Consider the following 26,876-nt stretch of genomic DNA (forward strand, 5'->3'; position numbering starts at 1 on the left):
GGTGGGCGGGGCCGTCGGAGGAACACCCCGCCCACCGGTCTTGTGAGGTCGTCAGTCGGTCTGCGCGGCCGGCAGCGCGGGCTGCGGGTCGGGGACGACATCGCTCTCGGTGACCTCGTGCTTCACGCCGAAGCGGTCGAGGCGGTGGATCTGGCCGGCGTTCTCCTCGGCCTTCTTCTTGTTGACCATCAGGCGTCCTCGAGGTTGGTCGAGAGGTGGATGTAGTCGCCGATGATCTCCCCGACGAAGGGGTAGGCGACGATGTCCGATCCGGCGACGCGGTCTCCGTTGGGGGAGATCTCGAAGCGCGGGATGATGAGGCGCTCCTTGACGTCTTCGTCGTCCTGGTCGAAGAGGTCGATGACGGCGGAGCGGACGGAGATGCGCTGGCCCGATCCGCGGACGGCCTTGCGCACGCCGGTCACCGTGGTGTCGACGCTCTTCTCGTGGTAGCGCAGCGAGTTGGTCATGTCCTTCGACTCGAGCGCGACGAACGCGATCGAGGTACCGGACTCGCCCATGCTCTGACGGATGACGCGCTTGCCCTGGAAGCCGCGCTTCTTGTCGACGGTGCCGCTGAGCGACTCGGTAATGCCATCGCCATTCAGCCACCCGACGTCCTCGAACGCGGCATCGAGCACGCCGTTCAGAGTGGTCGGAAGGACGGTGCCGAAGGGGGCGAGGTGAACGGAGTCCGAGTCGGACCCGTAGATACGGGCCAGTTCGGAATTCACGGTCATGGTGTCTCTCTTTCGTGTGGAGCCGGGTCATGACCGGCGGTGTGCTCCAAGACGGCGCGTCAGGGAGTGGTCACGGGCGCGCGGGCAGCGCGCACGGTGGGGCGGATCAGCATTGAGTAGCGCGGCAGATTCGTGTCGGGATCCGGATCCCAGTAGGGGCCGGTGATCTCCTCGACGCGGCGCACGAGCGGCATGCGGCCGTAGCGGTTCATCACCGCGTCCCGGCACTCCTGCAGGCGGTCGTGTGCGCGCGTGGCGCTGGTGTCCCATGCGGTGATCGTGAGGATCGGGCGCTCGACGACACGATTCGACGCAGATCCTCCGGAGCGCCATACGTGCGTGAACACGTCCGGGCGGTCGCTGGGGACCGCGGTCTTCACCGTTTGCTGTGTGTCCTCGTCGAGGAAGTCGCGGAACATCTGCTCGACATCGCCGAAGCTCACGGCGTAGATCCGATCGCACGGGCGAGGCGTTTCTCGCGCGCCTCCTGGCGTCGGCCGCGGGCGTTCGCTGGCTCGACGTAGCCGCGCGCGGTCCACCGGTGCGGGGACGCGCGGTAGCGGAAGTCGGCGCCGGCGGCGCGCGCCAGGCGTTTGCCCTCTTGGTCGACGAGGCGCTGCGCAGCGGGCGATGTCATGATTTGGTTGATCGCGGCGAGGTTGAGCTTCACGGGATCAGCCATCTCGGCACCTACCCTTCGACGCGTGTCAGACGAATGATCGTGTGAGAGGTCAGCGGCGACGGCCCCGGCTGACGAAGGATGGCGCCGTCGATGTCGCACTCGACACCGAGCACGACGATCCGGTCGGCTGAGCGCACGTCGGCGTCCAGCGGCCCGCGGATGGTCCAGCTCGCGCTGCTTCCCGCCCGCCCGTCTTTCAGGTCCGCGGTGTCGCCCGCGTCGATCGCCCAGCCGTCGAGGTCGGTGCGTGTGGCAGCGTCCCAGTTGCGCACGTCCTGCCCGCGGCGGTCCTCGGTGACGGGGGCGCGCACGACGGTGATGCGGTGGCGGGCGACGATACCGCCGATCACGTGATCCACCCGATGCGGAAGGCGTCGAGCTGCGCCATCTCGTGCGGGAGCAGCACGGTCCCGCCGGCGGCGTTTGTGCCGACCTGCGTGTGGGCGACGGATACGCCGCCAGCTGCCTCGCGGATGAGCCCCAGGGGTGAGCCGAGGGCGCGCGCCGCGATGTGCAGGGTCAGGGACACCACGCTGGGCGGCGCCTCCTCGTATCCCGCGGTGTACTCCACGGTCACGGCACTGCCGTCAATTTCGGTCCAGCCTGTCTCGGGGTCGAAGTCGATGCCGGCCGGGTCGATGGTCTTGCCGTCGGCGATGATGCTGTCGATGCTGACGATGCGCGTGGCGGGGAGCCACACCGTCTCCCGCAGCCGGGTGCGGTGGCGACGCTTCAGCTCGGTGCGGACCCCAGCGATGTGCCAGCGGCAGTAGTCGCGGATCAAGCCGGTGGCGGCGGTGAGCTCGTCGTCGAGGAATGGGGTGGAGGCGGGGATGGCGCCCTGCGACTTGTCGGCCATCTGCTCCTTCGTCGCGAACGCGTCCATCCCCGCCCCTCCTCAGTCGTCGGTGTTCTTCGCCGTGACGCGCTTGGTCTGCGCGCGCTTGGGCTTCGTGGTCGGCTCCGGGGTCTCCGGTGCCTCCACGGGCTTGGTCTGCACTTCGGAGAGCCAGGACACGCTGGTCGTGACCGGCCCGTCGATGCTCGCGGTAGCGACCACCGTCTCCGAGGGGTAGGTGATCTCGGTGGTGCCCGGCGGCACGAACGCCACGGCGTCCGTGCTGGCGTTATCGGCGACAGCCTCGGTGGTCGTAGGCGCGTCGTCGAAAGTGACGGCGCCGGTGCTCTGGGGGGTGACGACGTCCTCATCGATTCGGACGGACATGAGTGCTCCCTTCGCTGAGGGCAGGACGCCCGGCGCGGTGTGCGCCGGGCGCCCTGTCGGGTCAGCCGTTGAGGTCGGTGACGCGTCCGAAGGCGCCGGGACGGTAGATGGCCAGCGCCAGACGCTCCTCCGCGCGAAGAGCCGTGAGGTTCTTCTGGAAATAGTCGGCGTGGCTGTTGCTCGCCTCGACGGTGATGCCGCCCTTGCGGAACACCTGGCCGCCCTGCGCGAACGCGCCGACGAGCGCGCTGGACTCGGCGATGGCCGGGGTGCTGACCACGCGCTTGCCCCACAGAGACGGGGTCGCCTCCTGCACGAACGGGCCCTGCGCGTAGTAGGCGCCCTGCAGGTTCTTGGACAGCACGATGCCCTCCCAACCGATCGGGTCGATGACGACCGCGTCGGGCTCGAGGAACTGCGTGGTGCGGATGCGCGTGATCTGGCGGTAGATCGCGTCCATCGCGTTGTCATCCGCGGTGGACGGCGCGGTGCCGCGCGCGATTGGGGTGGCCAGGCCGGGTCGGTTCAGCAGACCGACCAGGTTGGCACCGGTCCCGTCGCCGTTGAGCAGCTGCGCCTCCTCGGCGAGCTTGACGAACAGCACCAGGCGGGCGTCGATGTACGAGCGCGCCTGCGCCCAGTCCTCGAGCATCTCGTCCGAGATGGGCAGGAACGTGGCGATCTTGTGCAGCACCTCGTCGACCTTGGTGAACGCCAGCGCCGACTCGGGCTTCAGCCCACCCTCGGCCACCGCGGCGGCACCGTTGGTGACGACAGACTCCACGAGGTAGCGGATGAGCGGCGAGGTGGTCGTGCCCGAGGGGAACAGGTCGGCGATCGTCAGCTGGCGGAAGCGCTGATCGATGATGCCGGGCTGGACGGCGGGCTGGTTGGTGACCTGGTAGCCACCGCCGGGCGCTCCGGCGTTGCCCTGCAGCAGGGGCGCCTTCAGCTCGACGTCTCCCGAGGCCCAGTTGCCCTTGAGGCCCTTCTCGACCAGCGACTTGTACGCGGCCGACTCGACGAACTGCTGGCCGAACGACTTCGCGACGGCCTCCGTCCGCTCGTCGGCGGATGCGTCGTCCAGCGTGCCGCCGGATGCCTGCGCGAAGGACTTGCGCTTCTCCTCGATGTAGTCGAGGTTCTGCACCTCCTCCGTCCACTTCTTGATGTCGGCCTCGAGCGGATCGAGGGCCGCCTTCTGGTCCGCGAACGACTTGTACTCGCCGGTGCGGTTCTCCGCGACGTCGAGTGCCTTCTGCGAGAGCTCGCGGACCTTGTCCTGAGCCTCCTTGAGCTTCGTGCTCATTTCCCCTCCTGGGAGTTGGTTCCTGCGAGAGTGTTCATGACGCGGATTCGCGCCATGCGGACCTGAAGCTCGGCCTGGTCCGCTTCGTCCTCGGTCGGCGCGTCGACGGCACCCGCGGGGGGCGTACCGTCGGCACCGGCGTCGGCCGGGGGCGTCAGCGACTTGCTGTCAGGGTCGGGAGTGAGCACTTCGGTCACTCCCACGGTCGAGCGCTCACCCTGCAGGGTGATCGCCGCGCCGTCGTCGGTGTAGCTCTGGCGGTAGAGCTCGGTCTCGTACGTGTCGCGGTCTTCGACCTCGAACACGAGGGTGCCGCCGCCGTCGGCATCCGGGATCGTGCCGCGAAGCCACACCCAGTCCCCCGGATTGGCGTCGCGCAGCGCCGCGCGGGCGCGCTCCTGCACGGCCTCGAGCGACCCGGCAAGCGTCTTCACACCCGCGCGTGCGCGGAACGCCTTCTCTGACGGCATTGCCGCGCCCAGGGCGACGGCGGCGTCCAGAATGCTCTGGATCAGCTCCCCGTCCGCCGCGCTGTTGCGCGCCCCGACCTTCGCGGTGGCGGACTTCGAGGTGAGCACCACCGCTTCCCGGTTCGACGGGATCGCGACGAACGCCCCGTTCAGCAGTTCCCGCTTGGTCACCGCGCCGGCGCCCTTGCCCTCGGTGAGGGTCATGAACGCCACCGATGTGGTGCGGATGTGACCCTCGTTGACGAGCGTGCGCACTTCCTGTGCCCGCGGCAGCGAGCTGTAGGTGCCGGCCACGATGAGGTTCCCCGTCTCGTCGTCGATGCGCGGCACACCGGATCCGACTGTCGTGGCCACGGACATGCCGTGGTCGGAGTCGAAGGTGATGTGCTCGGGCAGCGGCCGCACCCACTCGTCGGCCTTTAGGGTGTCGCCGTCGCGGTCCAGCGTGGGCGCGGACAGTATCACCTCGAAAGTGCCGGGGAAGTCGTTCTCGGTGCCGGTGGCCGCGATCGTCGCGTCCTTGCGGATGATGTCCATCAGGTTCCCTCCTGCTCGATGGGCTGCGGGATGAGGGTGCCGTCAGTCGCCACCTTCTGCGGAGTGGTGCTCCCCAGAGGCAGTAGCGCCGCGTTGGCGTAGAGCACCTCGGACTCCGGCCCGGCGGGCGGGAGGTTGAACAGCGGACGTGCCTCCGACGGCTTCATCACGCCGCGCTCGATGAGGGAGGCGACAGCGGTCGCGCGGGTCTCGAAGTCGCCGCGCAGCACTTCGTCCATGTTGAACTTCGTGAACACGCCGCCGGTGGCGTAGAAGTCCGGGACGAGCTGGTGGTCGACGACCGACTCGAACAGCTCGAACCGGGGCGCCATCGTGTCGCGGTACATCGAGCGCAGCTGCTCCGTGATGTTGGAGAAGGTGGCCTTGTCGAGGATGTGCACGACCGGCGGAGGCACGTCGTACGCGCCACACACTTCCTCGCGGTTAAGCTTCCGCGACTCGATGTACTGCATCTCCTCGGCGGATAGCTGCACCACGGCCGCCTCCATCGCCTCCTCGAGGATGAGGGGGCGGCCGGCGTTGTCGGTGCCGCTGTACTGCCGGTCGATCTGCGAGGCGAGCCTGTCCACGGCGCCCTGCGAGAGCGTCTTCGGGTGCTTCACGACCAGAGAGGGCCGCGCGCCGCGGTTCCACCAGGACGCCGTGGCGCGGCGGGAGGCGTCCTCGTTGAGCAGCGTCATCCGCAGACCCTCGAGGTTCGACAGGCCGCGGCGGAGGTTCTCCGGGTTGTAGTTCTTGAACACGACGACGTCGCGCTCGGGCCACTCGATGTCGGTGCGCCCCCGGTATGCGAACACCGTCTCGCCGGCGTCGTTCCGGCGGATGACGACGTTCGTGGGGTGGATGGGGTGCAGCTCGCGCACCCGACCGTTCCGGTCGCGCAGCTTCAGCCAGAACGCCTCGCCATACAGGTCGTAGGTCGATGACGTCCACAGCCACAGGTCGAACCCGGAGAGTCGTTCGTTCGGGCGGGCCATGAGCTCGGCGAGGTTTCCCTCTTCGTCGTCCTGGCCGCCGCCCTTCGTCGCGACCTTGATCTCGAAGGGGTTCCGGGCGGTAGCCATCGCGAGCTTGCGGATGACGACGCCGACCCACAGCTGGTTCTTGTAGATCTCGCTGTAGGCCGCCCACGCGCCGATGAGGGGCACGTCGCCGGCGCCGTAGTAGGTGCCGCCGAACGATCCGCCGGTGTCGGCGAGGTCGCCCTGCTGCGGGGTGGCGACCACTGATCCATTGGAGAGGAGCACGCGGGAACCTCCTAGGTGGTCAGGGTTTGCAGGTACTTGACGCCCAGTCGGGGCAGCCACAGGTGGCCGTCGATCGCGAGGCGGTCGCCGTTGCTTGCGAGGGACACGGCGTCGGCGAGCACCAGGTGACGGTCGTCGACGTCGATGAGCACGCCCTCGAAGGTCTCCTCGGTGTCGAGGGTGGCGATGTAGCGGCTGCGGATCTGCGAGCGAATCAGGCGGTCGGGGTGGGCCATGCGGGGTTCCTCCTAGACGGTGGTCAGGCCCCGCTCCTCGTAGATCGAGGGGCCGTCGCCGGGGTTCTTGAGCAGCCAGTGCGCGCCGGCCACGCCCCAGAGCGGCGAGGCATCGCCGGGCGAGTTCTTCGCGTCGACGACGTACCCGCCGCCGAGCGACTTCATGACGGCGGTGTTCGCGGCGATGTCGAGGAGCGGCTGGTTGCGGTGCTTGATCTTGCCGAGGTTGACCCCGTCGAGCAGGAGTCCGGCGGCGCGGCCGAGGTCGGCGCCACCCCAGTCGGTTACTTCGATGCCGGCGTCAGTGAACTCGGTGATGAGCGAGGACACCGGCGCGCCCTTGGTCTGGAAGGTGATTCCGGCCGGGGTGAAGGTGCGCTCGGGACTCTGCAGCCAGTCCACGATCCAGTCCGTCCCGGGGCGGGACTTCATGATGCCGACGTGCACGAGGCCGTCTTCGCGGTACGTCGCGAAGGCGATGTGCGCGTAGCTGCGGTCGTGGGACACCTCAATGCAGAGGTAGACGTCGCCGCCGTCCTTGCGCTTCGAGAACCGGTCGAAGCCATCTGCCCACTTGCCAGGCTGGAACGGTCCGCCGACGGAGGAGTCGACGAAGAGATTCGCGACCTCGGACTCGAACACGGGGCGCGGATCGCTGATCCAGTAGGCCCGGAGGTTCTCCTCGGGGAGGTTGTAGTTCAGCGACGGGTTGGAGTACGCCCACGCCTCGGGTGTGTCCAAGGGCATGCCCGGAGGCGGTGACCACCAGAACAGCCCGATCGTGGTGTCTTTGTCGTCGGCCTCGATCGCGTCCATGCCCTGCTTGTGCAGGAAGCGTTGCACCACCGCGGAGGTGTCGCCGGCGTTGGCCGCAGCGATGAGCTGCGACCGGCGGCGCGCGGCGGTGGTCTTGGACAGCGCCGACCATGCCGAGAAGTTCTTGTGCTTGAGGATCTCGTCCACGAAGACGAGGTCGAAGGTGAGGCCGCGGCCGCCGTTCTCGGCCGAGTCAACCCAGTAACGCTGCCCGTCCTTGAGCTCGAACCACAGCTCGCCGTTGATCGAGTTCGTCTTGCCGCGCTCGCGCTTCAGGCGCGGGATCGCGTCGATAATCTTCTGCGCGTGCTCGTATGTCTTCTTTGCCGTCGCCAGCTTCTGAGCGACGCCAATGACGATCGCGTCGGCGTCGACGTACATGCGGAACAGGATCAGCAGCGCCGCGATGAACGTCTTACCGTTCTGGCGGGCCACCCACAGCAGCACCGTCTTGAACCGGTACGAGCCGTCGGGATTGAGCTCGAGCGCGTGGATGAGGAACCACCGCTGCCAGGGGTTCAACTTCGGCGCGAGCTCGCGGTGGCGCGTGTCTTTCAGCGCCTCGTGCAGCTGCATCGCGAAGATGATCGCCGCGTAGCCGGCGGAAGTCTGCGGGTTCAGCGCACGCCGCGGCGGGGTGAACACACGGGGCGCCATGTGCCCGTATACCCGCCGCGGCCGCGCGCTACGCCTTCTTGCGGACTGGGCGCCGCTGGGGCGCTTCCGGGTCGTCGTCGATGCCATCCACGCTCCCGGTGTAGAACGAACGGCGAAGCTCGTCCAGCTCGTCACGCTCCATAGGCTTGGCGTCCGCGATGAGCCGGTCCATCGTCTCCTCGTAACGCTGCGCGATCGCCGACCGCTGCGCGATGGCATCCGAGTCGAGGTCCCGCGCCAGGGTCACCAGCAGCGCGACACGGGGCTGCGCCGAGAGAGGCACCGCGAGCGATTCGACGAATGCCAGCGCGGCCGCCTCATTCGAGAGGCGACGCGGTGCTGTCCCGCCGGGTGTCCCATCCTCTGTCCCACCAGATGTCCCACCCGGGTTCCGGCCCGCGGGGCCGATCCGCGGCAGCGCCTCGAGCTGAGCTTTTTCCCGGGCGGCCTGGCGTTGCTTCGCCTTGCGCTCACGCTCACGCCGGCGCTTCTCATCGGGCGTCATGGCCATTCTGACCACCTCCCGGGGGGTGGGACACGGGACACGAGCCCGCGGAGGGGGACAGATCACACCCGGCGGACTGAGGAGCCCCTGCGAGTAGAGATTCGGAGACCCCTACCCCTCAGTGGAGGGTGGGGCCTTTGGTGGTTTCTCCCCATCCGGCATCGGTGAGGATGGCGTGCAGCGCTTCTTCGGTGATAACAACGCACCCGAAGGGTGTTCACCTCGACGAAGGCTGATGCGCCGTCGCGTGTGTAGGTCCGGATGTGGGGCTCGCGTGGTGTGGCTTCGAGTGTCACGACTGAACGCTCCTCACCAAACTTCGGATGGGTCACCGAGACCAGGCCGCGACGAACCTGATCCCTTCGCGCGGTTGCAGCGGAGGTGCTCAGGCTGACCGTTGGCCGGGTCGTCGGCGAGTTCGGGGTAGGTCTTTACGGACTTGATGTGTCCGTACTCGAAGGCATCCTTGTGACCGCGAGGGAGAGTGGTGTCGATCTTCTCGCCACACTCAGCGCACGGCAGGTCATGCTCAGCTACCGCAGCCTTCAGGTTCGCGCGGTTCTTGCGGTGCGCCGCAGTAGTGCGACCCGGTATACCAGCGGCCATTAGTCGCTTCCCCTCAGAACGGTGTCACCGTCATCGTCCAACTCAGCCATCAGCACGTCACAGCAGACACCCCACGCCGGTTCACCACACACACCACAGCGAGGCGTCAGGCTTGTCATCGGCAGTCTTCCGAGTCGAACCCACACGGGCACGGCTTGCCGTCCGCGCTGCACGGATATCCGCCCTCGGTCACCTGAACCTCAGTGGCGTCAGCGTCATTGGCTCTCGCGCCGTCGCGTCCGTTGAGCATCTTCACTCTCCGTTTCCGAACAGCCACCACAAGAACCCATGCCACGAACGCCGCCCGAACAGGACAGCAGAAGCACCCACAGCCACACACACGGTGCAGAGCAGGGTGACCCTCATGTGCGGCTCCCTCGCCGGCTTAGCGGCAGGTTGCCCGGTGCGTCATCGCAGCCGGGCACCCCGCCTTTCACGTCTACGTCTCACACGCACGGCACAGCTCCACATGCAGAAGGTGGTGCGCTCAGCGGGCCCGCGGTACAGGTCGGGGCCGGCGTCGCGCCGCTCGTGCGTCAGATGACAGCGTGCGGCGAATGAGACGAGATCCCACCCGGGGCACCAGGCAGGAAGAACACCCAGGAACGGAGAAAGCCCCTGGCCGCGTAACGCGACTCGGGGCTTCCTACGGTTCTAGTACTAGGCGTAAGCCTATCAGTTACGACGGCCCCACCCAGGTATCAACATCATCACGACACGCCGGGGCTACGAACCACTCGATCCAGTGGTCATCCGAAGTGCACCGCCATGAACGCCCCACGCGCGGCCTTGCCGACCGGGAGCCCGTCATCGTCGCTATCGACGCTTCCCATGTCAAAGCTGTGCTCCTCGCCACACGTGCACGGGTTGGTGCGGTACCACCCGACCATCGCCTCGGGCTTGTACGCGCCCGCGAATCGCGTCGGCACGTCCTCGCCTTCGGTAACCCACGACCAGTCATCCTCAAGCTGGTCGCGCATATCCGGGTGCATCAGCACGTCGAGCATTAGTTCGTCCAGGTCGGGCAGGTTGTGGTGGTCGATGCGGACGAGCGGGCCGCTGTCCTCGATACCCCAAAGCTTCATTTGGTGCTCCTGTTCTCGTGGTTGGTGGGTATCGGTCTGGTGCCGGGTCGGAGTCCGCACGGCCCCTCATGACCATCCACCCGGGTGCACCACTCCCCCTCGTGGACGATGGGGCACGGGTTCACCGCGAACCACCGGGACGCGTACGCCTTCCGGACGGTGTGCCGACCATCGCGCATCCGCACGGTCGGGCCGAGCAGGCCACGGTCCAACCATTTGCGGGCCGTGCGCTCGTTCACCCCACGCAACGACGCAGCCTCAGATGAGGTGAGGAGCGGGTCGTACCACTCGGTCACCGACCCCGCCTCCTCCTCCTCATCGAACCGGGCATACGACCCGTGAGGTGCAGACGGCAGACGACGCGGGAAACGGAACGTGTCCTGACGTTCCACGCCCCACCGGTCCACAGCATCCCGAACAGACCACCCCTCCCGGACGCCGTCATGATCCGGGGCGTGACGGTCCAACACCAGCGGGCCCAGCCACCCCATCGCGTCCGCATCATTCGACGTAGCGGCGATGTCCGGGCCGAAGAACCGCACCGCCGTCTCCACCGCGTGAATTGCATCGATCAGGTCATCACCAATCGGCGCCGGCGGATGCGGCGACGACGTGCGAATCACCTCACCCCGATCCCAGTTCCACCCCGACTTCGACGGATCCCCCAAAGACCGCAGACGACCCAGCAGGTCAGGGGCATCGGATAGGAGAGCACGGGCGCGACCGAAGCACTGGTCACAGACCAGCGACCCATCACGGCACTCACGAGGAGCACAGCCCTTGCAGGGGGCCACCGCGTTGCCCTGCTCGTCGTCAATCCCGAACCACGCGCATGTCGCCCAGTGCACATCACGCTGAGTGCAGCCACGGATACATACCCGATCGCTCATGCTTCCCCGCCGATCTGCGCGAGGATGCGCGCGGTCGTGTCGTCGTCGAGGCGGCGAAGGCCGAGCGCGCCTCGGTACGGGATCGGCTCGGTCAGCGCGCGCGGGTTGGCGAGCACGAGGTGATGCGTGTCGGGTCGCGCCCACGGCGAGCATGGGGATGTGGCAATGACCTCGCCGCTCAACGCGTGCAACGATTCGGAGTGCCCCTCGTGCGCGTCCAGGATGTCGACGATCCCGATGATGTGACCTAACTCCGCCCACATGGGGCTGAGCGGCCGGTAGAACTTGCCGAGCACCTTGATGGCTGGCAACTCGGACCAGGCCGCTCGAAGTTTCGGGTCATCCCATCCGTCTTCGTCTTCGCTGAGCGCGACGTGGATGGCTACGGGCCCGCGGTAGCCCCCGGCGATGTTGCGGATGCGGTTCTCCACGTCCTTGCCGCCGTGGATGATCGCCCACGCCCACGGCTGACGCACGGTCAGGATGCGCATCTCAGAACGGGGTGTCGTCTCCATAGCTCCCCTCCCCCGATGTCGGGGTGGACCACGCTTCGGAGTCACCCGGCTGACGCGAGTCCCACTCGGTCGACTGTGCAGGCTGCTGCTGTCGGCCGGTCGACGCTGCACGCGTCACCGTCGCCGTCGCATAGCGAAGCGAAGGCCCGATCTCATCGACCTCGAGCTCGATCGCCGTGCGGTTGTTCCCCTCACGGTCTTGGTAGGTGCGCTGCTTCAACCGGCCCGTCGCGATGACACGGGATCCCTTCGTCAGCGACCCGGCGACGTGCTCCGCAAACTCACGCCACACCGACGCACGCAAGAACAGGGCATCACCGTCCTTCCACTCATTCGCCTGACGATCGAACGTGCGAGGGGTGCTCGCGATCGTGAAGTTCGCCACCGGCAGACCGTTCTGCGTGTACCTCAATTCCGGATCCGCCGTCAGGTTGCCGACGACGGTGATAACCGTTTCCCCAACCATTAGAGACCCAGCCCCTCTCGCACTTGGGTGTCGACGCTCGGGCCGTCACCGTCGATGTACAGTTCCGACACCTCGATGCACCCGGTCTCTTCGATGGTTCGCGGCGTGTGGAGTTGCCAGTAGGCGACGAGGTTGGCGATGCGCTGCTGCTCCACGGACGCCAGGCCGATGTTGGCTGTCGCGATGAGCTGCTTCTGCGTCATCTCCACCCACTGCGTCTGCGGGTCCATCTGCTCGATCTCAGCGAGCACTTCGCGGGCCTTCGCTGCGTGGTCGATTCGTTCGGTCGTCATTTCTCGATGCTCCTCATGTGCTTGGTCATGTCCGAGATCGCCTCGGCTTGCGTCCTCACCAGCAGTCGCGCGCGCTCCTGGAACGCCCTCGCCTGCCCGATGGTCTTGAAGGTGAACCCGGCCCGCTTCAGCTCGAGCAGCGCCTGCTTTTCAGCGGTCTCGAGCTTGGACAGTGACGTGTCCAGCAGCGCCAGACGGTTCCGGTCACCACGGCTCATCGCCTGGCCCATCAGCCCGCCCCTCCCAGTCGTCGGTCTGCTCGTAGTAGTCCGCGAGCTTCTGCTCGTACACCCGCGATTCCAGCCACTCGTCCTGATCCAGGCGGGTATCCCGACAGGGCCCGCACTTCTTTTGACCGGGACCGTGGGGCATGTGCTTGGAGCAGTACCGGGGTGGGGCGTCCATCCGCAGCGGTCTCGTGGGGCGTTCCGGCGTCTCCTCGCGGCCGGCCTGCACCGCGTCCCAAGCGGCAGCTCTCGCGCCGTTCTCCGCCCGCACCCTCTCCCGCGCCCGCTCCCTCGCGCCCCCTCGCCCCATAGCCACGGACGTCCATGGAGACTCCGGCTCCGGGGTTCGGATCGTCACCCCACGCATGTCCACCCGCAACGGGTGCAACAACAGCAGCCACTCCCGCCCGTCGGCCTTGTACGTGGACAGGAACCCTGCGTCCATCAACGCGAGCACATGCCCCAGCACCTCGTCCTTCGCGGCCTCCCAGTCCGGAGTTTCCGGTGGGTACAGGTCGTGTGCGATCCAGTCGACGTCGAACGGGCCCCGACCCATCGGGTCGAGTTTCAGCCACAGCCACACGGCGAGCGGGATGGCGTCGTGTGGGGCGGCGGCGAGGTGCGCCCAGTCCGACGGGTTGATCATGCGTTGCTTGGTTGACACTCCGTCTGTTCCCTCTCGCGAAACCCTCGATGATCAGATCGAGGGCCAACTGCACTTCCTCATCACGGACGACGACGCACTCCGTGTACCCCTTGCCGCCCTTCCCGAGGACGGTCTCCGCCTCACCCCAGCTGGTGAACGCACGACGGAACCGGGTGCGCAGCGACCGCAACGCCTCCCGCTCCCACGACGCGTCCGTCCCCCGCGGCGCGAGGATGACCTGACCCCCGAGACGGGCGAGCTCATCCAAGCGAGACGACACCCACGCCCGACCGACCTTCACGATGTGACGGCCGACACCCGCTGCGTCCTGGAAGACGACGACGTAGGTCATCGCGTACTCAGGCATGGCACTCATGCGGACACCGCCGATCGCACAGCCGGCACACCGGGGCGAGCGAGCAGCATCCGCAGCGCCGCTGCGGCCTGCTGCGGCACGACACCGTTCCCGCACGCCTTCAACTGCTCCGCACGGGACAGCTGCGCCGAAGCGGTCACCCACCCGGCTGGCCAGCCCATCATCCACTCCGTGAGCTCCGGGTTCAGGCGGGCCTTCCCGCCCCTCCCGTCCATCCGCACAGGCGACGGGGCGGGGCGGCCCATGACCGCCTCCCACCGCGCGATGGCCGCCGTGTAGGGGCCCCAGTCCGCCGGCACGACGTGCACAGCAACTTCGTCCAACTCTCCGCCGCGCTTCGGGTTCAGTTCCTTGCGGCGAGTTGGGTCAGAAGCTCCCCGTCCGTGCTTGTCGCCCAGACGAGCCGTAGGTGTCGGCAGTACCTTGACTTGCTCGATCACGCGATCCATGCGGGCGCGGAAGTCGCCGCTGATTTGACCATGAGCGGCCGGCGACGAAGATCCGACCATGGGGGTCGGCAGCAGCTGGACAGCGATGGGGAGCGGCATTCCCATGCCGTTGCCGTTCACCCCGGTCGCCTTCACCCGGTCGCGGCGTGCCGACCATGACTCGACGGACTCGCCGTCGTTCATGACGACAGTCGGCGTCGGCAGCAGCGTCAGGTCGCCAGACTCACTGCCACACCCGGCAGTAGCAGCTCGCTCGAGCGCGCCCCGGACCGCGCCGCGTGCCCACCCGTCGCGTCCGCCACCTGCGGCGTCGGCAAGAGTGCGTTCTGCGGGCCAGGCGAGGATGAAGAATCGGAATCGTCCGTGAGGGGCGCCGACGTCGGCTGCTCGAAGACCAGTCCACTCCGCATCGAACCCGAGACGGGAAAGGTCTGCGAGTACGGCATCGAGTGCCCGCAGATGATACTCATCGTCTCCGTCTCCCACACACCACGGGCAGGGTTCCACCTCGCTATCGGCTCGGGCACTGATCAGTCCTCTCACGTTCTCGATGACGACCCAGTCCGGGCGGAGGGTGTCGATGGCTTTGACGTACTCCGACCACAGACCGGAGCGGGTGCCGTCCTTCATGCCGCGGCGCGCGCCCGCGAGGGACACGTCCTGGCAGGGGAACCCGCCGGCGAGGATGTCAACATGCGGCGCGGTGGCCCAGTCGACCTTGGTTACGTCGCCGTAGTTCGGCACATCGGGGAAATGGTGCGCGAGCACCCGGGACGGGGCGGCGTCGAACTCGCAGAACCACGCCGGATCCGACCCGAACACGTCGTCGACGGCCATCCCGAGACCACCGACGCCAGCGAAAAGCTCGCCGGACTTCAGGCCGCTCATGCTGCGGTCTCCCATCCGCCGGAGTCATCAAGACGCACCCACCCGAAAGTGGCGTGAAACAGGGGCACCTCGGCGGGTCGTGCGATACCGAGACGGGACACGGTGAAACCCCACGCGGGGTCGACGTTGTCGCGGTGATGCTCGACGTCCCCATGGCATCCCGTTGTTCCGGTGCCGCACAGCAGCACACCGTTCGAGGGGAGCACGAGGTGGGGGCGGTCGCTGTTGCGCTTCACCCCACCCGGCCCGCGGGCCTCACGGTGCTGCACCGACCAGCCGCCGAACGGCTCAGCGCGACGCTCACGCACGAGAGGGCGCTCACACCCGGGCATGGCGCACCGGCCCTTGTCGCGGTCCCAGATCAGCTGCACCGTGGCAGGCGAGAACTCACCAGGACGGGTCATGATGCCATCAGCCCGAGCAGGTCGAGCAGCCCTCCGGTGATCGGAGCATCCTCCGGGATGGTCGGTTCGGGAGCGGTCGGCGACGGCACCCCGTCACGCTCGATGTGATGGCCTTCGGATACGGGGAACATGGACGGCGCCCAGTGCTCGTCGAGCCCTTCGACCCATTCGACGATGACGATGCGCAGCCGCGGGTTGGCGGAGATGCGGTGCGCGACCGAGTGGATGGTCCACCCGCAGCCCACTACCACGTCGCCCGGAAGCCACTCGGACGCTGGCGTGCGGGGCGGGCGCTGGAACGCGTGACACCCGCACGGGTCTTTTCCGCACTCCCCCATTCCGATGCCTGAGCCGACGAGCACCGGCGCGTAGGCGTGCGAGATGTTGCGGTGTCCGCAGCCGAGGCACTTCTCGCTGTCGCGGATCTCGAGGTCACTGATCACGAGTGCTCCCCGCGGAAGTTGGCGTTCAGCGAGCGAAGGATGTCGATGTCTTCGGAGAGGGACTTGCGGCGTTCGCGGGCGTACTCGAGGGCGAGCTCGCACACGTCGAGGTGTTCCCACGCTTCGATGACGGACGCGTCAGATTCAGCGACGAGCTTGCGGGTCTCCGCGTCACGGCCTTGCGCGTTCTGGCGGGCGTAGCCGCGGGCGGCGGCGAGGAGACGTTTCGCGTCCTTCACGGCCTTGGATCGGCCCGCGAGGATCTCAGGTGCTCGGGCGATGGCCTGGCGGGCTTGGAGGAGCGCACCGGCGCACTGCACCGGGGTGGGGAACAGGTGGATCAGCTCGTCCTCGTCGAGACTGGCGAGGTTCAGCGGCACGAGGTCGACGGACGGGCCCTGGTCGGAGATCCCGCCGGTGGTGGGGTCAGCGTCCACGGCGCGCCCCCTTCTGGTTCTGCTGCATCGCGGCGATGGCGAACAGTTCGCGCGCCGCGGCGGATGCCTGCTCCTCGCTCCACCCGCGGCCCTGCAGACCGTTCTTGATGTGCGTGATGGCGTCCATGTAGCCCGTCGTCTCCTCGAGGAAGGAGAGATACTGCTCAGCGTCCACGGCGCGACCCCTTCCGCTTCTGGGCGCGGCGGCCAGCACGGTTCGACGGCAGATGATCCTGCGGGCGCGGACGTGCGACCATCTCGTTGAGCTCGGCGAGGCGCTCGGCGGCGGCTGGGCCCTGCGGGTTCTCAGACGGTCCAGGCGCCCACACGTCCGCGTCATCGGCGCGTCGGATCTCGTCCATCTCTGCGACGACCGCCGCGGCGGCGCCCTCGAATGCACGGCTCGGGTCTTCGATCTGGCGGCGGCGGTTGCGGCGGGCCATGTCCAGGCGGGCGCTGTCCTTCACCGAGTACGCCTGTGCAGCGCGCGCCTCGACATGCAGGGCGTCGATCTCCTCGATGCTCCGCGCCAGCGCGAACTCGGCGAACCAGTCACGAGTAGGTCTCGCGGCCGTCTCCCACGGGGCGGGCCCGTCGTCGGGCGCCGCGGGGGCGGCGGCGAGCAGGGGCGCGAGGATGTCCGCGAAGGTGACGCGGTACGCGTGACGCTCGACCTCGGACCCGAAGATCGTCATGGGCTTGAGCGCTCGGGTGGCGTTCCAGTCGGGGTCCGTCTGATCCTGCGCTTCGTACTCGTCCCAGCCGATGATGACCTCGCGGGGGCTGTGGCCGCGGCGGGTGATGACGACGCGGGCTGCAATCGGCGGCGTACCGCCGAAGTGGAATCGACGCCAGGCACCGTCCTCCTCCGCGAGGAAGTAGGGTCCGTCGAGCATCTCGAGCTCGCCCGAGGCCAGGACGGCGGCGCGTGCTGTCTCGACACTGATGGTTCTGCGTTCGGTCATCGTGCGCCTCCTGCTGCTATCAATTCGGGCGTCGGCATCTGCGAGGACCACTCGCCCTCTGTGCCGACGCGCCACCATGCGGGATCTCCGGTTCCGCGCGTCACCCAGGCCATTGCGTCGATGACGCACGCCACGTCAGAGCAGACCCACGCCGATCGGTGCGAGCGCGTTCGGTCGTAGTCCCCGGGCTGGTTGGTGACGATGACGTCGAGCGACGGTCGCTCGCACCTCGGGTCGTCTTCTTTGCGGGCCATGACTCATGCCTCCTGGTAACGCAGTGCGGTTCTGCGCGTGGTCTTCGGGTAGGTGCGGGCGGCAGCGGCCTCCGCGAACGCGAGCGCGACGCGCAGCTGCTCCATGTCGTCGTGCCCCTCGGGGTCGGCGGCCTTGAACGCGGCCTCGTCGATCGAGCGGGACTCGCTCACGGTGAGCTGGTAGCCGCCGTCCTCGCCGATGCCGACGTGGCCGAAGCGGCGCGCGTAGGGCTGGCCCTCGATGGCCTTCTTGAGCGCGGCGTTCGCGGTCTTCTCGGCGGCGGCGGCGGCGTCCGCGGCGCGCTTCAGTGGCACCCACGCCGCGCGAGCGGCCTCCACGTCTGCGGGGAGGGGCATGACGTCAGGGCATCCGGCCTCACGCCATGCGAGGAACGCGTTCGCGCGGTCGGTGAGCCACGCGATCATCTCCTCGTCGCGCTCCACCGGGATCCACGTCGCGCCGTTGAGCGGGGGTTGGTCGTCTTCGTCGCGGACCTCGAAGCCGTACAGGCCTCGGACGGCGCCGAGCACGAGCATCTGCCACTGCATCTGCGCGAGGTGATCCATGGGGATGCCGTCGTGCTCCCAGCCGTGCTCGTGCGACTTCACCTCGACGACGACGGCGTGCTGGTCCTCCCAGCCGATGCCGTCCGGGGTGGCGCGGAACAGATCGTTGCTCGCGGCAGCCCACAGGGCGCTATTCGGCTCGACGGCGTCCAGGGCGTCGGCGGCCTCGTCGAGGAGGGCGGCCTCGCGGGCGTGGCCGGCGTTCGTGGCACGGTTGCCGCGGAACGTCGACCCATTCATCTTCTGCTCGAGGATGCGGCGCCACGTCTTGATGCCGCCGCGGGCGATCTCCCACACCTCGGATGCGGTGACACCCTCGCCGCGCTCGGCCATCCACTGGACGCGGGGGGCGTCCCCGGGGACGACGACACGGGGGGTCTGCTGAGTGATGGTCATGCTGTCTTCTCCGGGAGCTTGTCGAGGGTGGTGGTCCACCGCATGCCGTGGTTCGTGGTGGACAGGGCCTTTGCATGAACGGCCTTGGTCTTGTTGTTGAGGGCGGTGATGGCCCAGCGGACGGAGCCGACGACAAACGCGTCACCGACCTCCCACCGGGGTTTCGTGTTCTTGGTCATCGGGTGGGCCCTTCGTTGCGGCACGCGCAGAAACGGTTGATGCAGAGCATGCGAATGCCGTGCGGTTCGTGGTGGCAGTCCGAACAGGTGCGGACCACGTACTTCGGGTCAGGGCGTGACGGTTCCTTGCACACCTCACGGCGGAGGGTGTCGCGTTCGTCAGCGATGCGGAGGAGCATGTCCAGCTCCTCCCGGTCGACCATGAACGACAACAGGTGCGGGCACCCGGCGGACAATGCCCGCAACGCGGACAACATCCGGGCCTCCACCTCCGCATCCGTCGCCTCACGGATAGGAACGACAGTCACGGACGGACCTCCCGCCAATGGGTGGGCCGGGTAGTACACGTACATCGACCCGTCGGCGAAGAACCAGAGACCGCCGGTGCGTTTCAAGATGGCGTGGTTTCGGGCGCCGCGTTCGTCGTCGATCTTCGTTTCGACGGCGACCCCTTCACCCGGCAGGTGCTCGCTCGTCGCGATCCAGGCGCTCACGGGTGGACCTCCCGTGCGGCTTCGAGATCGGCCATGACGCGGGCCACGGTGCGCAGATCGAGGTACACCGCCAGCGCTGCCCGAAGGCGCGAGTCCACATCGGCGGCGTCGGTGACCGTCCCGTGCGGGCGGACCTCGAACGCGGCGCGGATCGCATCGGCCGTCGCGTAGTGCTTCCGCGTGGGGGGATCGTTCGCGAACTCGGCAAGGCTGGGTCCGCCGAACGCCTGTGAGGTTCGCTTGACGATCGCCGCCAGCGCTTCGCGTACGTCGTCGGCGGGCGGGGTGGACAGGGCAGCCCGCATTTTTTCCTGGCTGCGGAGGATGCCCTGGAACGTCCGCAAGAGGGTGGCGGAACCGTCGTAAGAGATGAACTTCTCCAGGGCCCGGACCTCGTCGATGCTTGGCTTTTCGGTCATGACGCCACCCGCTCACGGATCTCAGCGGGAATGGGTGCCTGGAAGTGCTGGGAACGAAGCCACCGGCGGGGGTGGCGTTCCGCGTTGTGAGCGTGCGCCCACCGTTGCGCCCGGAGGAACGCCGGGGACATGATCCGCTCGGCCAGGCGGGGCGTGTACACGACACCGCAGGCGGGGCAGGACGCGAAACCGGCCACCTCGGCGGCGATCTCCCGGTCAGGGTTTTCAATGAGGTAGGTGTGCTGGCGGTTGCCGGTCAGCATCCACAGCACACGCTGAGGACGGTCTGTCCGGGGAGGTCTCGGGGGTCGCTGAAAGAGGTTCACGAATGTGCCCTTCGTGGATGAGAAAAAGGTGGAGTGAAATGGGGGGTGTCAGTGGTGGCGGCGGGACCGCACAACATCACGGACAACAGGGGCCAAAAACGCGACCCACACGACGAAACCCACAGGCGCCGCGAACCACGCGGGAAGCTGATCCGGGTTGATCACGACGACACCTCCGGCCAGATACGACGAGCCGAGGTGACGCACTCCCATGCCTTCGGCCAGGCGCCGGGTACTATCACTGCTTCCTCACGCTCCGAACCGGGCCACGTGACTAGGAAGACGTCGCCGGGCTCAGCGCCGTGCCACGGCTTCGGCTCCGGGTGAGCATCGAAGTAGGCGGCGACGACGTAGGCGGGGTTCTCGGGCCAACGCCACCGGCCAAGGCGTTCGTCAGCCTCCGCCTGGAAGAACTCACGCAGAGCGTCTGCCTCGCGTTTGTGCAGCGCCACGTCGTTCACGGAAGTTCCCCCGACGATGGAGGCGCTTGGCGTAACGCTGATGCCGTTGGATGCGGTGAAGGCGTTCACGACGCCACCTCCATGAACCGGCCGGCATACCGGTTGACGAAGTACGCCTGACCCTTGCCCGTCACCTTCGGTGTCTTCGAGATGGTCACGTGCCCGTCACTGTGGGTGACAGCGGTTTCCTTCACCCGGAACAGGCCGAGCTCCATCGACCGTTGCGTGGGCATGTTCCAGTCGGTGCCGCGGCGACGGATGAGGAACCCGTCATTGCGGAGCATCTCGAACAGGCGGTTCGCTCCGACCGGGATGCCGTTGCCTCGGAGGATCTTTGCGAGGTCACCGACGAGGATGTCCGTGTCGGCCGTGGCGACCGCGTCAGCGAACAACACCTTCGGTGCGTCCAGTGCGACCTTCGCCTGCAGCGCCTCACGCTGCTCCACCTCAGCGGCGTACGCGCGAAGCGCCTCCGGTAGGGTCTGCGGAACCGCCAACGCGGCGAGCTTGCGCCCCATCTCGAAGAACGTGCGGACAAGCACCTTCTTGAACTCCCGCACCTGGGGGGTGTTCCGCTGGAACGTCATCAGCAGAGTCGCCTGCTGCTCGTTCAGGAGCGCGAACCGGACGGGGGCGTTGTTGTAGCCAGGTCGCGTTTCAAACGCGACCTCACCGAACTCCGCCAGATCCGTGATGTTCGCAAGGATCAGCTCGAGCACGTTCTTGTGCTGCACACCTGACCCGCCTGCGACAGCCTCGGACGATACCCGCATCTCGCCATCGCGTTCGATGACCTGGACGACGGCGGTCATGATGCCACCGCCAGGGGTGCGTGCTGAGCCTCGCGCGCGGCCTGCTCGGCGTCGAACTTCTCGACCGCGTCGCGGAGGATGATGGCGGCTGCCGTGAGCCGCTCTTCGAGGGTCATCAGAGCGCCGCCTCGACGTTGGCGGGGATGAAGTCCCCGGCGTCTCTGCCTGTTGCCTGCGCGAGTCTGTTCAGCTCGGAGACGTTGAAGGGGGCGATGCCCTTGAGCTTGCGGTCGAGGGTGGCGTACGGCACGCCTGCCTCTTTGGCGACCGCGTTGCGTGACGGTCCGGTCTCGTCGATCGCTGCGGCGACGAGCTCGGCGACTCTGTGGTCGAAGCTTCCGTTATCCATACGGAGCACGCTACAGCGTTATCCATACGGAGCACAAGCGGCGGAGCCAAATCCCCTAAAGTTATCTATGTGGATAACGAAACTCCTGACGCGTACACCCGCGCCGTAGCCCGAATATTGACCGACGCCAAGAAGAAGTCGGGCAAGAGCTTCACCGCTCTGGCAACCGACACCGGCCTCGGACGCGCCACCGTCGTCCGCCTACTCGCGGGCGAACGAGACATCAACATCGGCTACCTACGCGCACTGAGCGCCGCGCTCGACCTTGACGCAGCCACCGTCCTCAACGACGCCGACAAACACGTCTGACACGAGCACGCCCAACCGCTTCGCCGCCGCTCGGACTTCCTCGACCGTATCCATGTCGCACACTAGATTTACCCCACTTTCGAATCTATGTTCGAACCTATACGACACCCCCGACATTGGATAGCGATGAGTTCCCCACAGCCACTGAACGCACAGAAAGGCCGCCGACGAGCGGTCGCCATGATCCGTGTCTCCAAGGAACGCGAGGGCATGATCAGCCCTGAGAACCAGCGGTGGTCGATCGAGCAGTACGCGTCCAGGGAGAACATCGACGTCGTCGCGTGGATCGAGGGCATCGACGAATCCGGTTCCCGCAAGAAGTCCGCGTGGTGGGCGCGCCTTGACGCTGGCATCCAGTACGTCGAGACGAAACAGGCGGACGTCCTGCTCGTCTGGCGCATCGACCGCACAGCCCGCAACCGGCTCAGGTGGGCCATCGCCACCGACCGCATCGAGACGGCCGGCGGCTACATCGAATCCGCCACCGAACCGAACGACCGATCTCCCGCCGGCCGATTCGGTCGCGGCATGATGGCAGAGCACGCCGCATTCATGGCAGAGTCCATCGGCGCGACCTGGAAAGAGACACTCGAGCGGCGCGTCCGCCACGGCCTGACGCCAAACGGTCAGCGCCACTACGGCTACGTCTACTCCCGCGACGCCGGATACGAAGTCGACCCGATCGAGGGCCCAATCCTCGCCGACATGTACCGCTCCTACGCCGCAGGCGAGTCAGCGCAAAACATCGCCCTCCGGCTCACCGACCCGAACGCCCAACCCGACGAGAACGGCGTCTACGCCCGCTACGCCCGCTGGAACACGCCCGCAATCCTCCGCCTCCTCGACTCCGGCTTCGGCGCCGGACTCGTGCTGTTCCGCGGTGAGCTGCACCCCGGCACCCACCCACCCGTCATCACACCCGACGACTGGACGCGCTTCGAGAACGCGCGCGCCGAACGCCGACGCCGCCCCCGCGCCGAACGCTCCCCCTACACGTACTCCGGCCTCATGCAATGCCACTGCGGCGGCAAGATGCACGGTCGCACCGACCACGGCCAGCGGCGATACGCATGCCTCAAATCGAAGCACTACGGCGTCCACCCTGACGCCTCGCTGGCGGAAGACGTGGTGGAGCAGGCCGTTCTCAAATGGATGCGCAACGTGCGCGACGAGCTCAACACTCGGGCGCGCACCGCACCGCGTGCGCTTCGCCCCGTCGAAGACCCGGTCGGCGCAATCTCGCGACGCATCGCCGCCGTGAACGAGAGGCTGGACTCGGCTACCGCGAAGTTCGTTGACGACCTCATCCCGCGCGACGCGTACGATCGGCTGCGCGCCAAGCTCGAGGCCGAGCGTCGCGACCTCGACCTCGAACTCACCCGAGCCTCCGCGCAGGCCACGGTGCGACCCGTTGCTTTCGCTGGCGACCTGGTCGCACGGTGGGGCAACATTCCTGTGGAACAGCGGCGACAGGCGGTCCGTCTGCTCATCGAACGGATCCGCGTTCAGCCGAAGGGTTCCGCTGAGCGCGTCGTCATCGACTCGCCGTTCTCGCGGAGTTAGAACACGTCATCGGACGATTCCGATGGTAAGAGCCACGGGAGTCCAGGTTACCCGGCCCGGAGCCCCGTCACCCGCGTCACGGCCGCCGCGTGCGGAACGCGTGGGTCACGTAGGGCAGGGCGACCGACCCTCCGTCGGCGAGATCGGGGACGGATGCCACGACCCCGTCGACCGCGGCCTCGATGCCCGCGCGCTTCTCGGGGCTGGCCGTAATGATGTCGCTGCGGGAGACGACGAGGTCGCGCAACTGCGGCAAGGTGATGCGACGCTCCCACGACCACTGGCGGTGCTCCAGCTCTGTGTACGGGGCTGTCACGCGCGGTCCCGTCGTGGAGAGGAGCACTTCGGCGTTCGAGCCGCCCATGGCCGCGGTGAGCTGCCGCACCCAGTCGACCCGCTCGTCGCGGATGTTCCAGATGAGACCGAGCACTCCCCCGCTGCGCAGCACGCGAGCGGTCTCGAGCGAGGCGGGTTCGACGTCGACCCAGTGCCAGGCCTGGCCCATGACGACGGCGTCGAGGCCCGAGTCGGGCAGCGGTAGATTCTCGGCCGTGCCGACGAACGTCGGTACCCCTCGCGCGTTCTGTCGCAGGGTCGCGAGCATGTCGGCATCCGGATCCACGGCCACCACGTCGGCGTCGAGCTCGACGACGGCGCGGGTGAGCTTGCCGGTCCCCGCCCCGACGTCGGCGACACGCAGCGCGCGGCCGGGCTCTCGCACGGGTTCGAGGAGCCACGACACCGCCTCGGATGGATACATCGGACGACCCGACTCATAGGCGGAGGCCGCCTGCCCGAACGAGGTCGACTTCTCGCGATCGGTCATGCCCCCGACCCTACGCCGCCCCTCGGGCGTGGCACGCTCGATGGTCGAACCGGGCGGCCGGGCCGCTCACGATGCTCCGTCGGCGATCCGTCCTGCGGAGTCGGAGCTCGACAGGCCCGCCTCGGATGCCGTGTTCCGGCGTGCCGTCGACGATCTCCGCTCTTCGGCTCGGGTGGGCCGCCGTTGGTGTGGGCTGATACCGGCGGCCGTGCGGAGCCGCCCCGGCGCGCCTCCTCCGGAACGCGGCAGCCCCGGCGCAGGGTGGAGTCGTGGCTCTGGACTTCACCGCGATCGACTTCGAAACGGCGAACTCCAGCGGCGCGTCCGCGTGCGCGGTGGGTCTGGCCCGCGTCCGCGACGGTCGGGTGGTCGCCACGGCGGCCTGGCTGATCAAACCGCCGGCCGGTCACGACCACTTCGCTCCGATCAACGTGGGAATCCACGGCATTCAGCCCTCCGACGTCGTCGACGCCCCCGACTGGTCGGCCCAGCTCGCACGTCTGACCGCCTTCGCCGGAGCCGACGTCCTGGTCGCCCACAACGCGGGCTTCGACATGTCGGTGCTGCGTCGCGCGTGCGCCGCGACCGGCGACGAGTGCCCGCCCTACCGGTACATGTGCAGCGTGCAGATGTCTCGCAAGACCTACACGCTCGACTCGTACCGCCTACCGCTCGTCGCCGCCGAAGCGGGGTGCTCGCCCTTCGCGCACCATGACGCTCTCGCCGACGCCGTCGCCTGCGCCGAGATCACGATCGACTGCGCGCGCCGCGCGGGGGTCGACGACGTGCACGCCCTGGCCGCGTACCTGGGCGTGCGCGTGTCGCAGATCGCGGTCGAGCCCGTTGAACGCGCGGTCGCCTGAGCCCCACCGGCCGGTCTTTCCGCCGATGTCGGAGGTCTGGGGCAAGCTGACCCCATGGATGCCATCGCCCTCCTCTTCGTGATCCTCGCCCTCGCCGTCGGCGTCGCCGGCGGGTGGTTCGTGGGCTCGTCGCGCACGGCGGCGCGCGACGCCGTCGAGCAGCAGTCGCTGAGCGCACGGGCGGCGGCCGCCGAGACCGCACGCGCCGGCGTGCAGGCGCAGCTCGACCACCAGATCTCGCTGTACCGCGAACTCGTGGGTCAGTCACGAGCCGACCAGGCGGCCCGCGAAGAGCGCGAGCGCCGCGAGCAGACCGTGCTCCGTGCCCTCGACCCCGTCCGCGAGACGCTCGACGCCATGCAGCGCAAGGTCGACGGTCTCGAACGCGACCGCGTCGAGCAGTATTCGACGCTCGGCGAGCAGCTGCGCCTGTCCCGCGAGGCCGACGAGGCTCTGCGCGCCACCACCGAGTCCCTCGCCTCCGCCATGCGCTCCGGAGCCACGCGCGGTGTCTGGGGCGAGACCCAGCTGCGTCGGGTCGTCGAGGCGGCCGGGCTCACGCGCTACGTCGACTTCGACCTGCAGACGGCGATCTCGAGCGACGCCGGAGCCGGTCGCCCCGACATGGTGGTGCGCCTCCCCGGGGGCAAGTCTCTGGCGGTGGATGCCAAGGTGCCCCTCGACGCCTATCTCCAGGCCAGCGCCATCCCCGTGACGGCGCACGGCGACGAGGGTGCGCGTCGCGCAGCGCTCCTGAGCAAGCACGCGAGAGCGGTGCGCGCGCACGTCGACGCCCTGGCGAAGAAGGCGTACTGGGCGGGGCTCACGACGAGCCCCGAGTTCGTCGTGTGCTTCCTGCCCAGCGAATCGCTGCTCGCCTCGGCGCTCGACGAAGACCCGACCCTGCTCGACTACGCCTTCACCCGCCGCGTCGCACTCGCCTCCCCCGTCAATCTCTGGGCGGTGTTGAAGACCGTCGCGTTCACCTGGACCCAGCAAGACGTCTCCGACGAGGCACGCACGCTCTACGCCCTGGGCACGGAACTCTACGAACGTGTCGGCAAACTCGCCGACCATGCCAACGACCTGCGCCGCGCGATCGAGCGGACCGTCGACAGCTACAACCGGTTCGCCGGGTCACTGGAATCGCGCGTGCTCGTGACGGCGCGCAAATTCCCCGGTATCGACGAGACGAAGCTCGACGCGGTCTCGGCCCCCCTCGCTCTCGACGCGGTACCGCGCCGGTGGACAGCGCCCGAGATGATCGGGTCACTCGACGGCGACACAAGTCAGGACACCGCCGAGGACGGCCAGGTGACGGCTCACGCCGACGTCGGAGCCGTCCGTGAACGAGCGGGTCTCTTCGACGACGGGTCGTAGAGGGAGCAATCAGGCGGTTGCCATGCGCGCCTGTTCCGCCGGAATGGCGGACATCAGGGTCACGCCCCGCCGGGGACCCAGCTCAACAGGCTGACGACGGCGGCGGAGACGGCGACGAACGCGCCGACCATCCACCACGCACTGACCTCGTGACCCTCGTCGCGACGCACGCGCAGAAGCACGTCGGGCCGTCGCGCGGGGTCGACCGCGCTGGCGATGACCGCCTGTGCACCTGTCTGAGGTGCGGTCTGGTTCGTCGGAGCTGCCATGGACGATCCCCCTTCGGGTCTCGGAAGAACACAGCGTCGCCGTTGACACTGCGTTCGATTCTGCCAGAGAGGGACTCCGGTACCGGTCACGCTTGCGTCACGACACGCCCGGCTGTATCTGCATGCGCCACGTCGACGGTGCATCCGCACGGCCGCCCTTCGAGAAGCGACCCCCGCTGAGGCGGTACGCCCCCACCCGCACGTGGCCCCGGGGCCACATCTGACGCCCCGGGGCCACGTACAGCGCCCCGAGAGACCTCCCGCGTGACGCGCG

The 26,876-nt window shown here is 68.0% G+C and carries 41 protein-coding genes; 4 read left to right on the top strand and 37 right to left on the bottom strand.

Translation table 11 applies throughout. The features are described 5' to 3' along the window. Positions 1–51: 51 nt before the first annotated feature. The 35 genes from J2X55_RS11230 to J2X55_RS11395 form a co-directional block, all read right to left on the bottom strand. Positions 52–189 carry a hypothetical protein gene (locus J2X55_RS11230; protein ID WP_156371674.1) on the bottom strand — a complete coding sequence of 46 codons (138 nt, stop codon included), beginning with the start codon at positions 187–189 and terminating at the stop codon, positions 52–54. Then, positions 189–740 (bottom strand): hypothetical protein, encoded by a 552-nt coding sequence (locus J2X55_RS11235; RefSeq protein ID WP_309823470.1) that lies wholly within the window; start codon positions 738–740, stop codon positions 189–191. The genes J2X55_RS11230 and J2X55_RS11235 overlap by 1 nt, the downstream gene beginning before the upstream one ends. Positions 741–799: 59 nt before the next feature. Further along, on the bottom strand, positions 800–1,183 hold the full coding sequence (locus J2X55_RS11240) for a hypothetical protein (protein ID WP_309823472.1): 384 nt from the start codon (positions 1,181–1,183) through the stop codon (positions 800–802). After that, positions 1,180–1,422 carry a hypothetical protein gene (locus tag J2X55_RS11245; protein ID WP_309823474.1) on the bottom strand — a complete coding sequence of 81 codons (243 nt, stop codon included), beginning with the start codon at positions 1,420–1,422 and terminating at the stop codon, positions 1,180–1,182. The genes J2X55_RS11240 and J2X55_RS11245 overlap by 4 nt, the downstream gene beginning before the upstream one ends. Before the next feature lie 8 nt (positions 1,423–1,430). After that, positions 1,431–1,772 carry a hypothetical protein gene (locus tag J2X55_RS11250; protein WP_309823476.1) on the bottom strand — a complete coding sequence of 114 codons (342 nt, stop codon included), beginning with the start codon at positions 1,770–1,772 and terminating at the stop codon, positions 1,431–1,433. Continuing rightward, complete coding sequence (locus tag J2X55_RS11255; protein WP_309823478.1) at positions 1,769–2,308, bottom strand: hypothetical protein; 540 nt, start codon at positions 2,306–2,308, stop codon at positions 1,769–1,771. The genes J2X55_RS11250 and J2X55_RS11255 overlap by 4 nt, the downstream gene beginning before the upstream one ends. 12 nt (positions 2,309–2,320) lie before the next feature. After that, a complete protein-coding gene (locus tag J2X55_RS11260; protein ID WP_309823480.1) occupies positions 2,321–2,647 on the bottom strand; it encodes a hypothetical protein in 327 nt (108 codons plus the stop codon). Between the two features lie 61 nt (positions 2,648–2,708). Next, on the bottom strand, positions 2,709–3,956 hold the full coding sequence (locus J2X55_RS11265) for a phage major capsid protein (protein ID WP_309823482.1): 1,248 nt from the start codon (positions 3,954–3,956) through the stop codon (positions 2,709–2,711). Further along, entirely contained in the window at positions 3,953–4,963 is a 1,011-nt protein-coding gene (locus J2X55_RS11270) for a hypothetical protein (protein WP_309823484.1), read from the bottom strand. Before J2X55_RS11270 ends, J2X55_RS11265 begins: the two co-directional genes overlap by 4 nt. Then, entirely contained in the window at positions 4,963–6,231 is a 1,269-nt protein-coding gene (locus J2X55_RS11275; RefSeq protein WP_309823486.1) for a phage portal protein, read from the bottom strand. Before J2X55_RS11275 ends, J2X55_RS11270 begins: the two co-directional genes overlap by 1 nt. Before the next feature lie 11 nt (positions 6,232–6,242). Next, positions 6,243–6,467 carry a hypothetical protein gene (locus J2X55_RS11280; protein ID WP_309823488.1) on the bottom strand — a complete coding sequence of 75 codons (225 nt, stop codon included), beginning with the start codon at positions 6,465–6,467 and terminating at the stop codon, positions 6,243–6,245. Between the two features lie 12 nt (positions 6,468–6,479). Next, positions 6,480–7,928: a terminase large subunit domain-containing protein gene (locus tag J2X55_RS11285; RefSeq protein WP_309823489.1), complete on the bottom strand. Its 1,449-nt coding sequence runs from the start codon at positions 7,926–7,928 to the stop codon at positions 6,480–6,482. Positions 7,929–7,968: 40 nt separating this feature from the next. Beyond that, positions 7,969–8,451, bottom strand: coding sequence for a hypothetical protein (locus J2X55_RS11290; protein WP_309823491.1), 483 nt, complete (start codon positions 8,449–8,451; stop codon positions 7,969–7,971). A gap of 303 nt (positions 8,452–8,754) precedes the next feature. Next, entirely contained in the window at positions 8,755–9,051 is a 297-nt protein-coding gene (locus J2X55_RS17375) for an HNH endonuclease (RefSeq protein ID WP_396653261.1), read from the bottom strand. A gap of 749 nt (positions 9,052–9,800) precedes the next feature. Next, on the bottom strand, positions 9,801–10,136 hold the full coding sequence (locus J2X55_RS11295; protein WP_309823493.1) for a hypothetical protein: 336 nt from the start codon (positions 10,134–10,136) through the stop codon (positions 9,801–9,803). Continuing rightward, the gene (locus tag J2X55_RS11300) at positions 10,133–10,759 is read right to left on the bottom strand and encodes a hypothetical protein (protein ID WP_309823495.1); all 627 of its coding nucleotides are present in this window, start codon (positions 10,757–10,759) and stop codon (positions 10,133–10,135) included. The genes J2X55_RS11295 and J2X55_RS11300 overlap by 4 nt, the downstream gene beginning before the upstream one ends. 263 nt (positions 10,760–11,022) lie before the next feature. Then, the gene (locus J2X55_RS11305) at positions 11,023–11,541 is read right to left on the bottom strand and encodes a hypothetical protein (RefSeq protein ID WP_309823497.1); all 519 of its coding nucleotides are present in this window, start codon (positions 11,539–11,541) and stop codon (positions 11,023–11,025) included. Then, entirely contained in the window at positions 11,519–12,007 is a 489-nt protein-coding gene (locus tag J2X55_RS11310) for a single-stranded DNA-binding protein (RefSeq protein WP_309823499.1), read from the bottom strand. Before J2X55_RS11310 ends, J2X55_RS11305 begins: the two co-directional genes overlap by 23 nt. After that, entirely contained in the window at positions 12,007–12,300 is a 294-nt protein-coding gene (locus J2X55_RS11315) for a hypothetical protein (protein ID WP_309823501.1), read from the bottom strand. The genes J2X55_RS11310 and J2X55_RS11315 overlap by 1 nt, the downstream gene beginning before the upstream one ends. Beyond that, the gene (locus J2X55_RS11320) at positions 12,297–12,530 is read right to left on the bottom strand and encodes a hypothetical protein (protein ID WP_309823503.1); all 234 of its coding nucleotides are present in this window, start codon (positions 12,528–12,530) and stop codon (positions 12,297–12,299) included. Before J2X55_RS11320 ends, J2X55_RS11315 begins: the two co-directional genes overlap by 4 nt. Beyond that, positions 12,505–13,173, bottom strand: a complete 669-nt coding sequence (locus J2X55_RS11325; RefSeq protein WP_309823504.1) for a hypothetical protein — start codon at positions 13,171–13,173, stop codon at positions 12,505–12,507. Before J2X55_RS11325 ends, J2X55_RS11320 begins: the two co-directional genes overlap by 26 nt. A 372-nt stretch (positions 13,174–13,545) precedes the next feature. Further along, positions 13,546–14,901: a DNA (cytosine-5-)-methyltransferase gene (locus J2X55_RS11330; protein WP_309823506.1), complete on the bottom strand. Its 1,356-nt coding sequence runs from the start codon at positions 14,899–14,901 to the stop codon at positions 13,546–13,548. Next, a complete protein-coding gene (locus J2X55_RS11335; protein WP_309823507.1) occupies positions 14,883–15,290 on the bottom strand; it encodes a hypothetical protein in 408 nt (135 codons plus the stop codon). The genes J2X55_RS11330 and J2X55_RS11335 overlap by 19 nt, the downstream gene beginning before the upstream one ends. Beyond that, positions 15,287–15,733: a hypothetical protein gene (locus J2X55_RS11340; protein WP_309823508.1), complete on the bottom strand. Its 447-nt coding sequence runs from the start codon at positions 15,731–15,733 to the stop codon at positions 15,287–15,289. The genes J2X55_RS11335 and J2X55_RS11340 overlap by 4 nt, the downstream gene beginning before the upstream one ends. Then, the gene (locus J2X55_RS11345) at positions 15,730–16,170 is read right to left on the bottom strand and encodes a hypothetical protein (protein ID WP_309823510.1); all 441 of its coding nucleotides are present in this window, start codon (positions 16,168–16,170) and stop codon (positions 15,730–15,732) included. Before J2X55_RS11345 ends, J2X55_RS11340 begins: the two co-directional genes overlap by 4 nt. Further along, positions 16,160–16,345, bottom strand: a complete 186-nt coding sequence (locus tag J2X55_RS11350; RefSeq protein WP_309823512.1) for a hypothetical protein — start codon at positions 16,343–16,345, stop codon at positions 16,160–16,162. Before J2X55_RS11350 ends, J2X55_RS11345 begins: the two co-directional genes overlap by 11 nt. Beyond that, positions 16,335–17,135: a hypothetical protein gene (locus J2X55_RS11355; RefSeq protein ID WP_309823514.1), complete on the bottom strand. Its 801-nt coding sequence runs from the start codon at positions 17,133–17,135 to the stop codon at positions 16,335–16,337. The genes J2X55_RS11350 and J2X55_RS11355 overlap by 11 nt, the downstream gene beginning before the upstream one ends. Before the next feature lie 257 nt (positions 17,136–17,392). Then, complete coding sequence (locus J2X55_RS11360) at positions 17,393–18,352, bottom strand: YqaJ viral recombinase family protein (protein WP_309823516.1); 960 nt, start codon at positions 18,350–18,352, stop codon at positions 17,393–17,395. After that, positions 18,349–18,531 carry a hypothetical protein gene (locus J2X55_RS11365; protein ID WP_309823517.1) on the bottom strand — a complete coding sequence of 61 codons (183 nt, stop codon included), beginning with the start codon at positions 18,529–18,531 and terminating at the stop codon, positions 18,349–18,351. The genes J2X55_RS11360 and J2X55_RS11365 overlap by 4 nt, the downstream gene beginning before the upstream one ends. Then, positions 18,528–19,025: a hypothetical protein gene (locus J2X55_RS11370; protein ID WP_309823518.1), complete on the bottom strand. Its 498-nt coding sequence runs from the start codon at positions 19,023–19,025 to the stop codon at positions 18,528–18,530. Before J2X55_RS11370 ends, J2X55_RS11365 begins: the two co-directional genes overlap by 4 nt. Then, on the bottom strand, positions 19,022–19,444 hold the full coding sequence (locus tag J2X55_RS11375; protein WP_309823519.1) for a hypothetical protein: 423 nt from the start codon (positions 19,442–19,444) through the stop codon (positions 19,022–19,024). The genes J2X55_RS11370 and J2X55_RS11375 overlap by 4 nt, the downstream gene beginning before the upstream one ends. Beyond that, positions 19,441–19,707, bottom strand: a complete 267-nt coding sequence (locus tag J2X55_RS11380) for a hypothetical protein (RefSeq protein WP_309823520.1) — start codon at positions 19,705–19,707, stop codon at positions 19,441–19,443. Before J2X55_RS11380 ends, J2X55_RS11375 begins: the two co-directional genes overlap by 4 nt. 224 nt (positions 19,708–19,931) lie before the next feature. Then, a complete protein-coding gene (locus J2X55_RS11385; protein WP_309823521.1) occupies positions 19,932–20,300 on the bottom strand; it encodes a hypothetical protein in 369 nt (122 codons plus the stop codon). Further along, complete coding sequence (locus tag J2X55_RS11390; RefSeq protein WP_309823522.1) at positions 20,297–21,043, bottom strand: phage antirepressor KilAC domain-containing protein; 747 nt, start codon at positions 21,041–21,043, stop codon at positions 20,297–20,299. The genes J2X55_RS11385 and J2X55_RS11390 overlap by 4 nt, the downstream gene beginning before the upstream one ends. A gap of 115 nt (positions 21,044–21,158) precedes the next feature. Further along, the gene (locus J2X55_RS11395) at positions 21,159–21,392 is read right to left on the bottom strand and encodes a hypothetical protein (protein WP_309823524.1); all 234 of its coding nucleotides are present in this window, start codon (positions 21,390–21,392) and stop codon (positions 21,159–21,161) included. 69 nt (positions 21,393–21,461) lie between these two features. Between J2X55_RS11395 and J2X55_RS11400 the strand changes: the two genes are divergently transcribed. After that, entirely contained in the window at positions 21,462–21,701 is a 240-nt protein-coding gene (locus J2X55_RS11400; RefSeq protein ID WP_309823526.1) for a helix-turn-helix transcriptional regulator, read from the top strand. A 180-nt stretch (positions 21,702–21,881) separates the two neighbouring features. Further along, positions 21,882–23,264 carry a recombinase family protein gene (locus J2X55_RS11405; protein ID WP_309823528.1) on the top strand — a complete coding sequence of 461 codons (1,383 nt, stop codon included), beginning with the start codon at positions 21,882–21,884 and terminating at the stop codon, positions 23,262–23,264. 76 nt (positions 23,265–23,340) lie between these two features. On the opposite strand, the gene J2X55_RS11410 is transcribed toward J2X55_RS11405, so the two are convergent. Beyond that, entirely contained in the window at positions 23,341–24,090 is a 750-nt protein-coding gene (locus J2X55_RS11410; RefSeq protein ID WP_309823530.1) for a class I SAM-dependent methyltransferase, read from the bottom strand. A 269-nt stretch (positions 24,091–24,359) separates the two neighbouring features. Here J2X55_RS11410 and J2X55_RS11415 point away from each other — a divergent pair, with 269 nt between their 5' ends. Both J2X55_RS11415 and J2X55_RS11420 read left to right on the top strand, forming a co-directional pair. Further along, the gene (locus J2X55_RS11415; protein ID WP_115917640.1) at positions 24,360–24,953 is read left to right on the top strand and encodes a 3'-5' exonuclease; all 594 of its coding nucleotides are present in this window, start codon (positions 24,360–24,362) and stop codon (positions 24,951–24,953) included. A gap of 54 nt (positions 24,954–25,007) precedes the next feature. Next, positions 25,008–26,333 (top strand): DNA recombination protein RmuC, encoded by a 1,326-nt coding sequence (locus J2X55_RS11420; protein ID WP_309823531.1) that lies wholly within the window; start codon positions 25,008–25,010, stop codon positions 26,331–26,333. Positions 26,334–26,392: 59 nt separating this feature from the next. Here J2X55_RS11420 and J2X55_RS11425 read toward each other — a convergent pair whose 3' ends face one another. Beyond that, positions 26,393–26,602 (bottom strand): UDP-N-acetylmuramyl pentapeptide phosphotransferase, encoded by a 210-nt coding sequence (locus J2X55_RS11425; protein ID WP_094734022.1) that lies wholly within the window; start codon positions 26,600–26,602, stop codon positions 26,393–26,395. Positions 26,603–26,876 lie beyond the last annotated feature (274 nt).

Source organism: Microbacterium sp. 1154 (assembly GCF_031455375.1).
GTDB lineage: Bacteria > Actinomycetota > Actinomycetes > Actinomycetales > Microbacteriaceae > Microbacterium.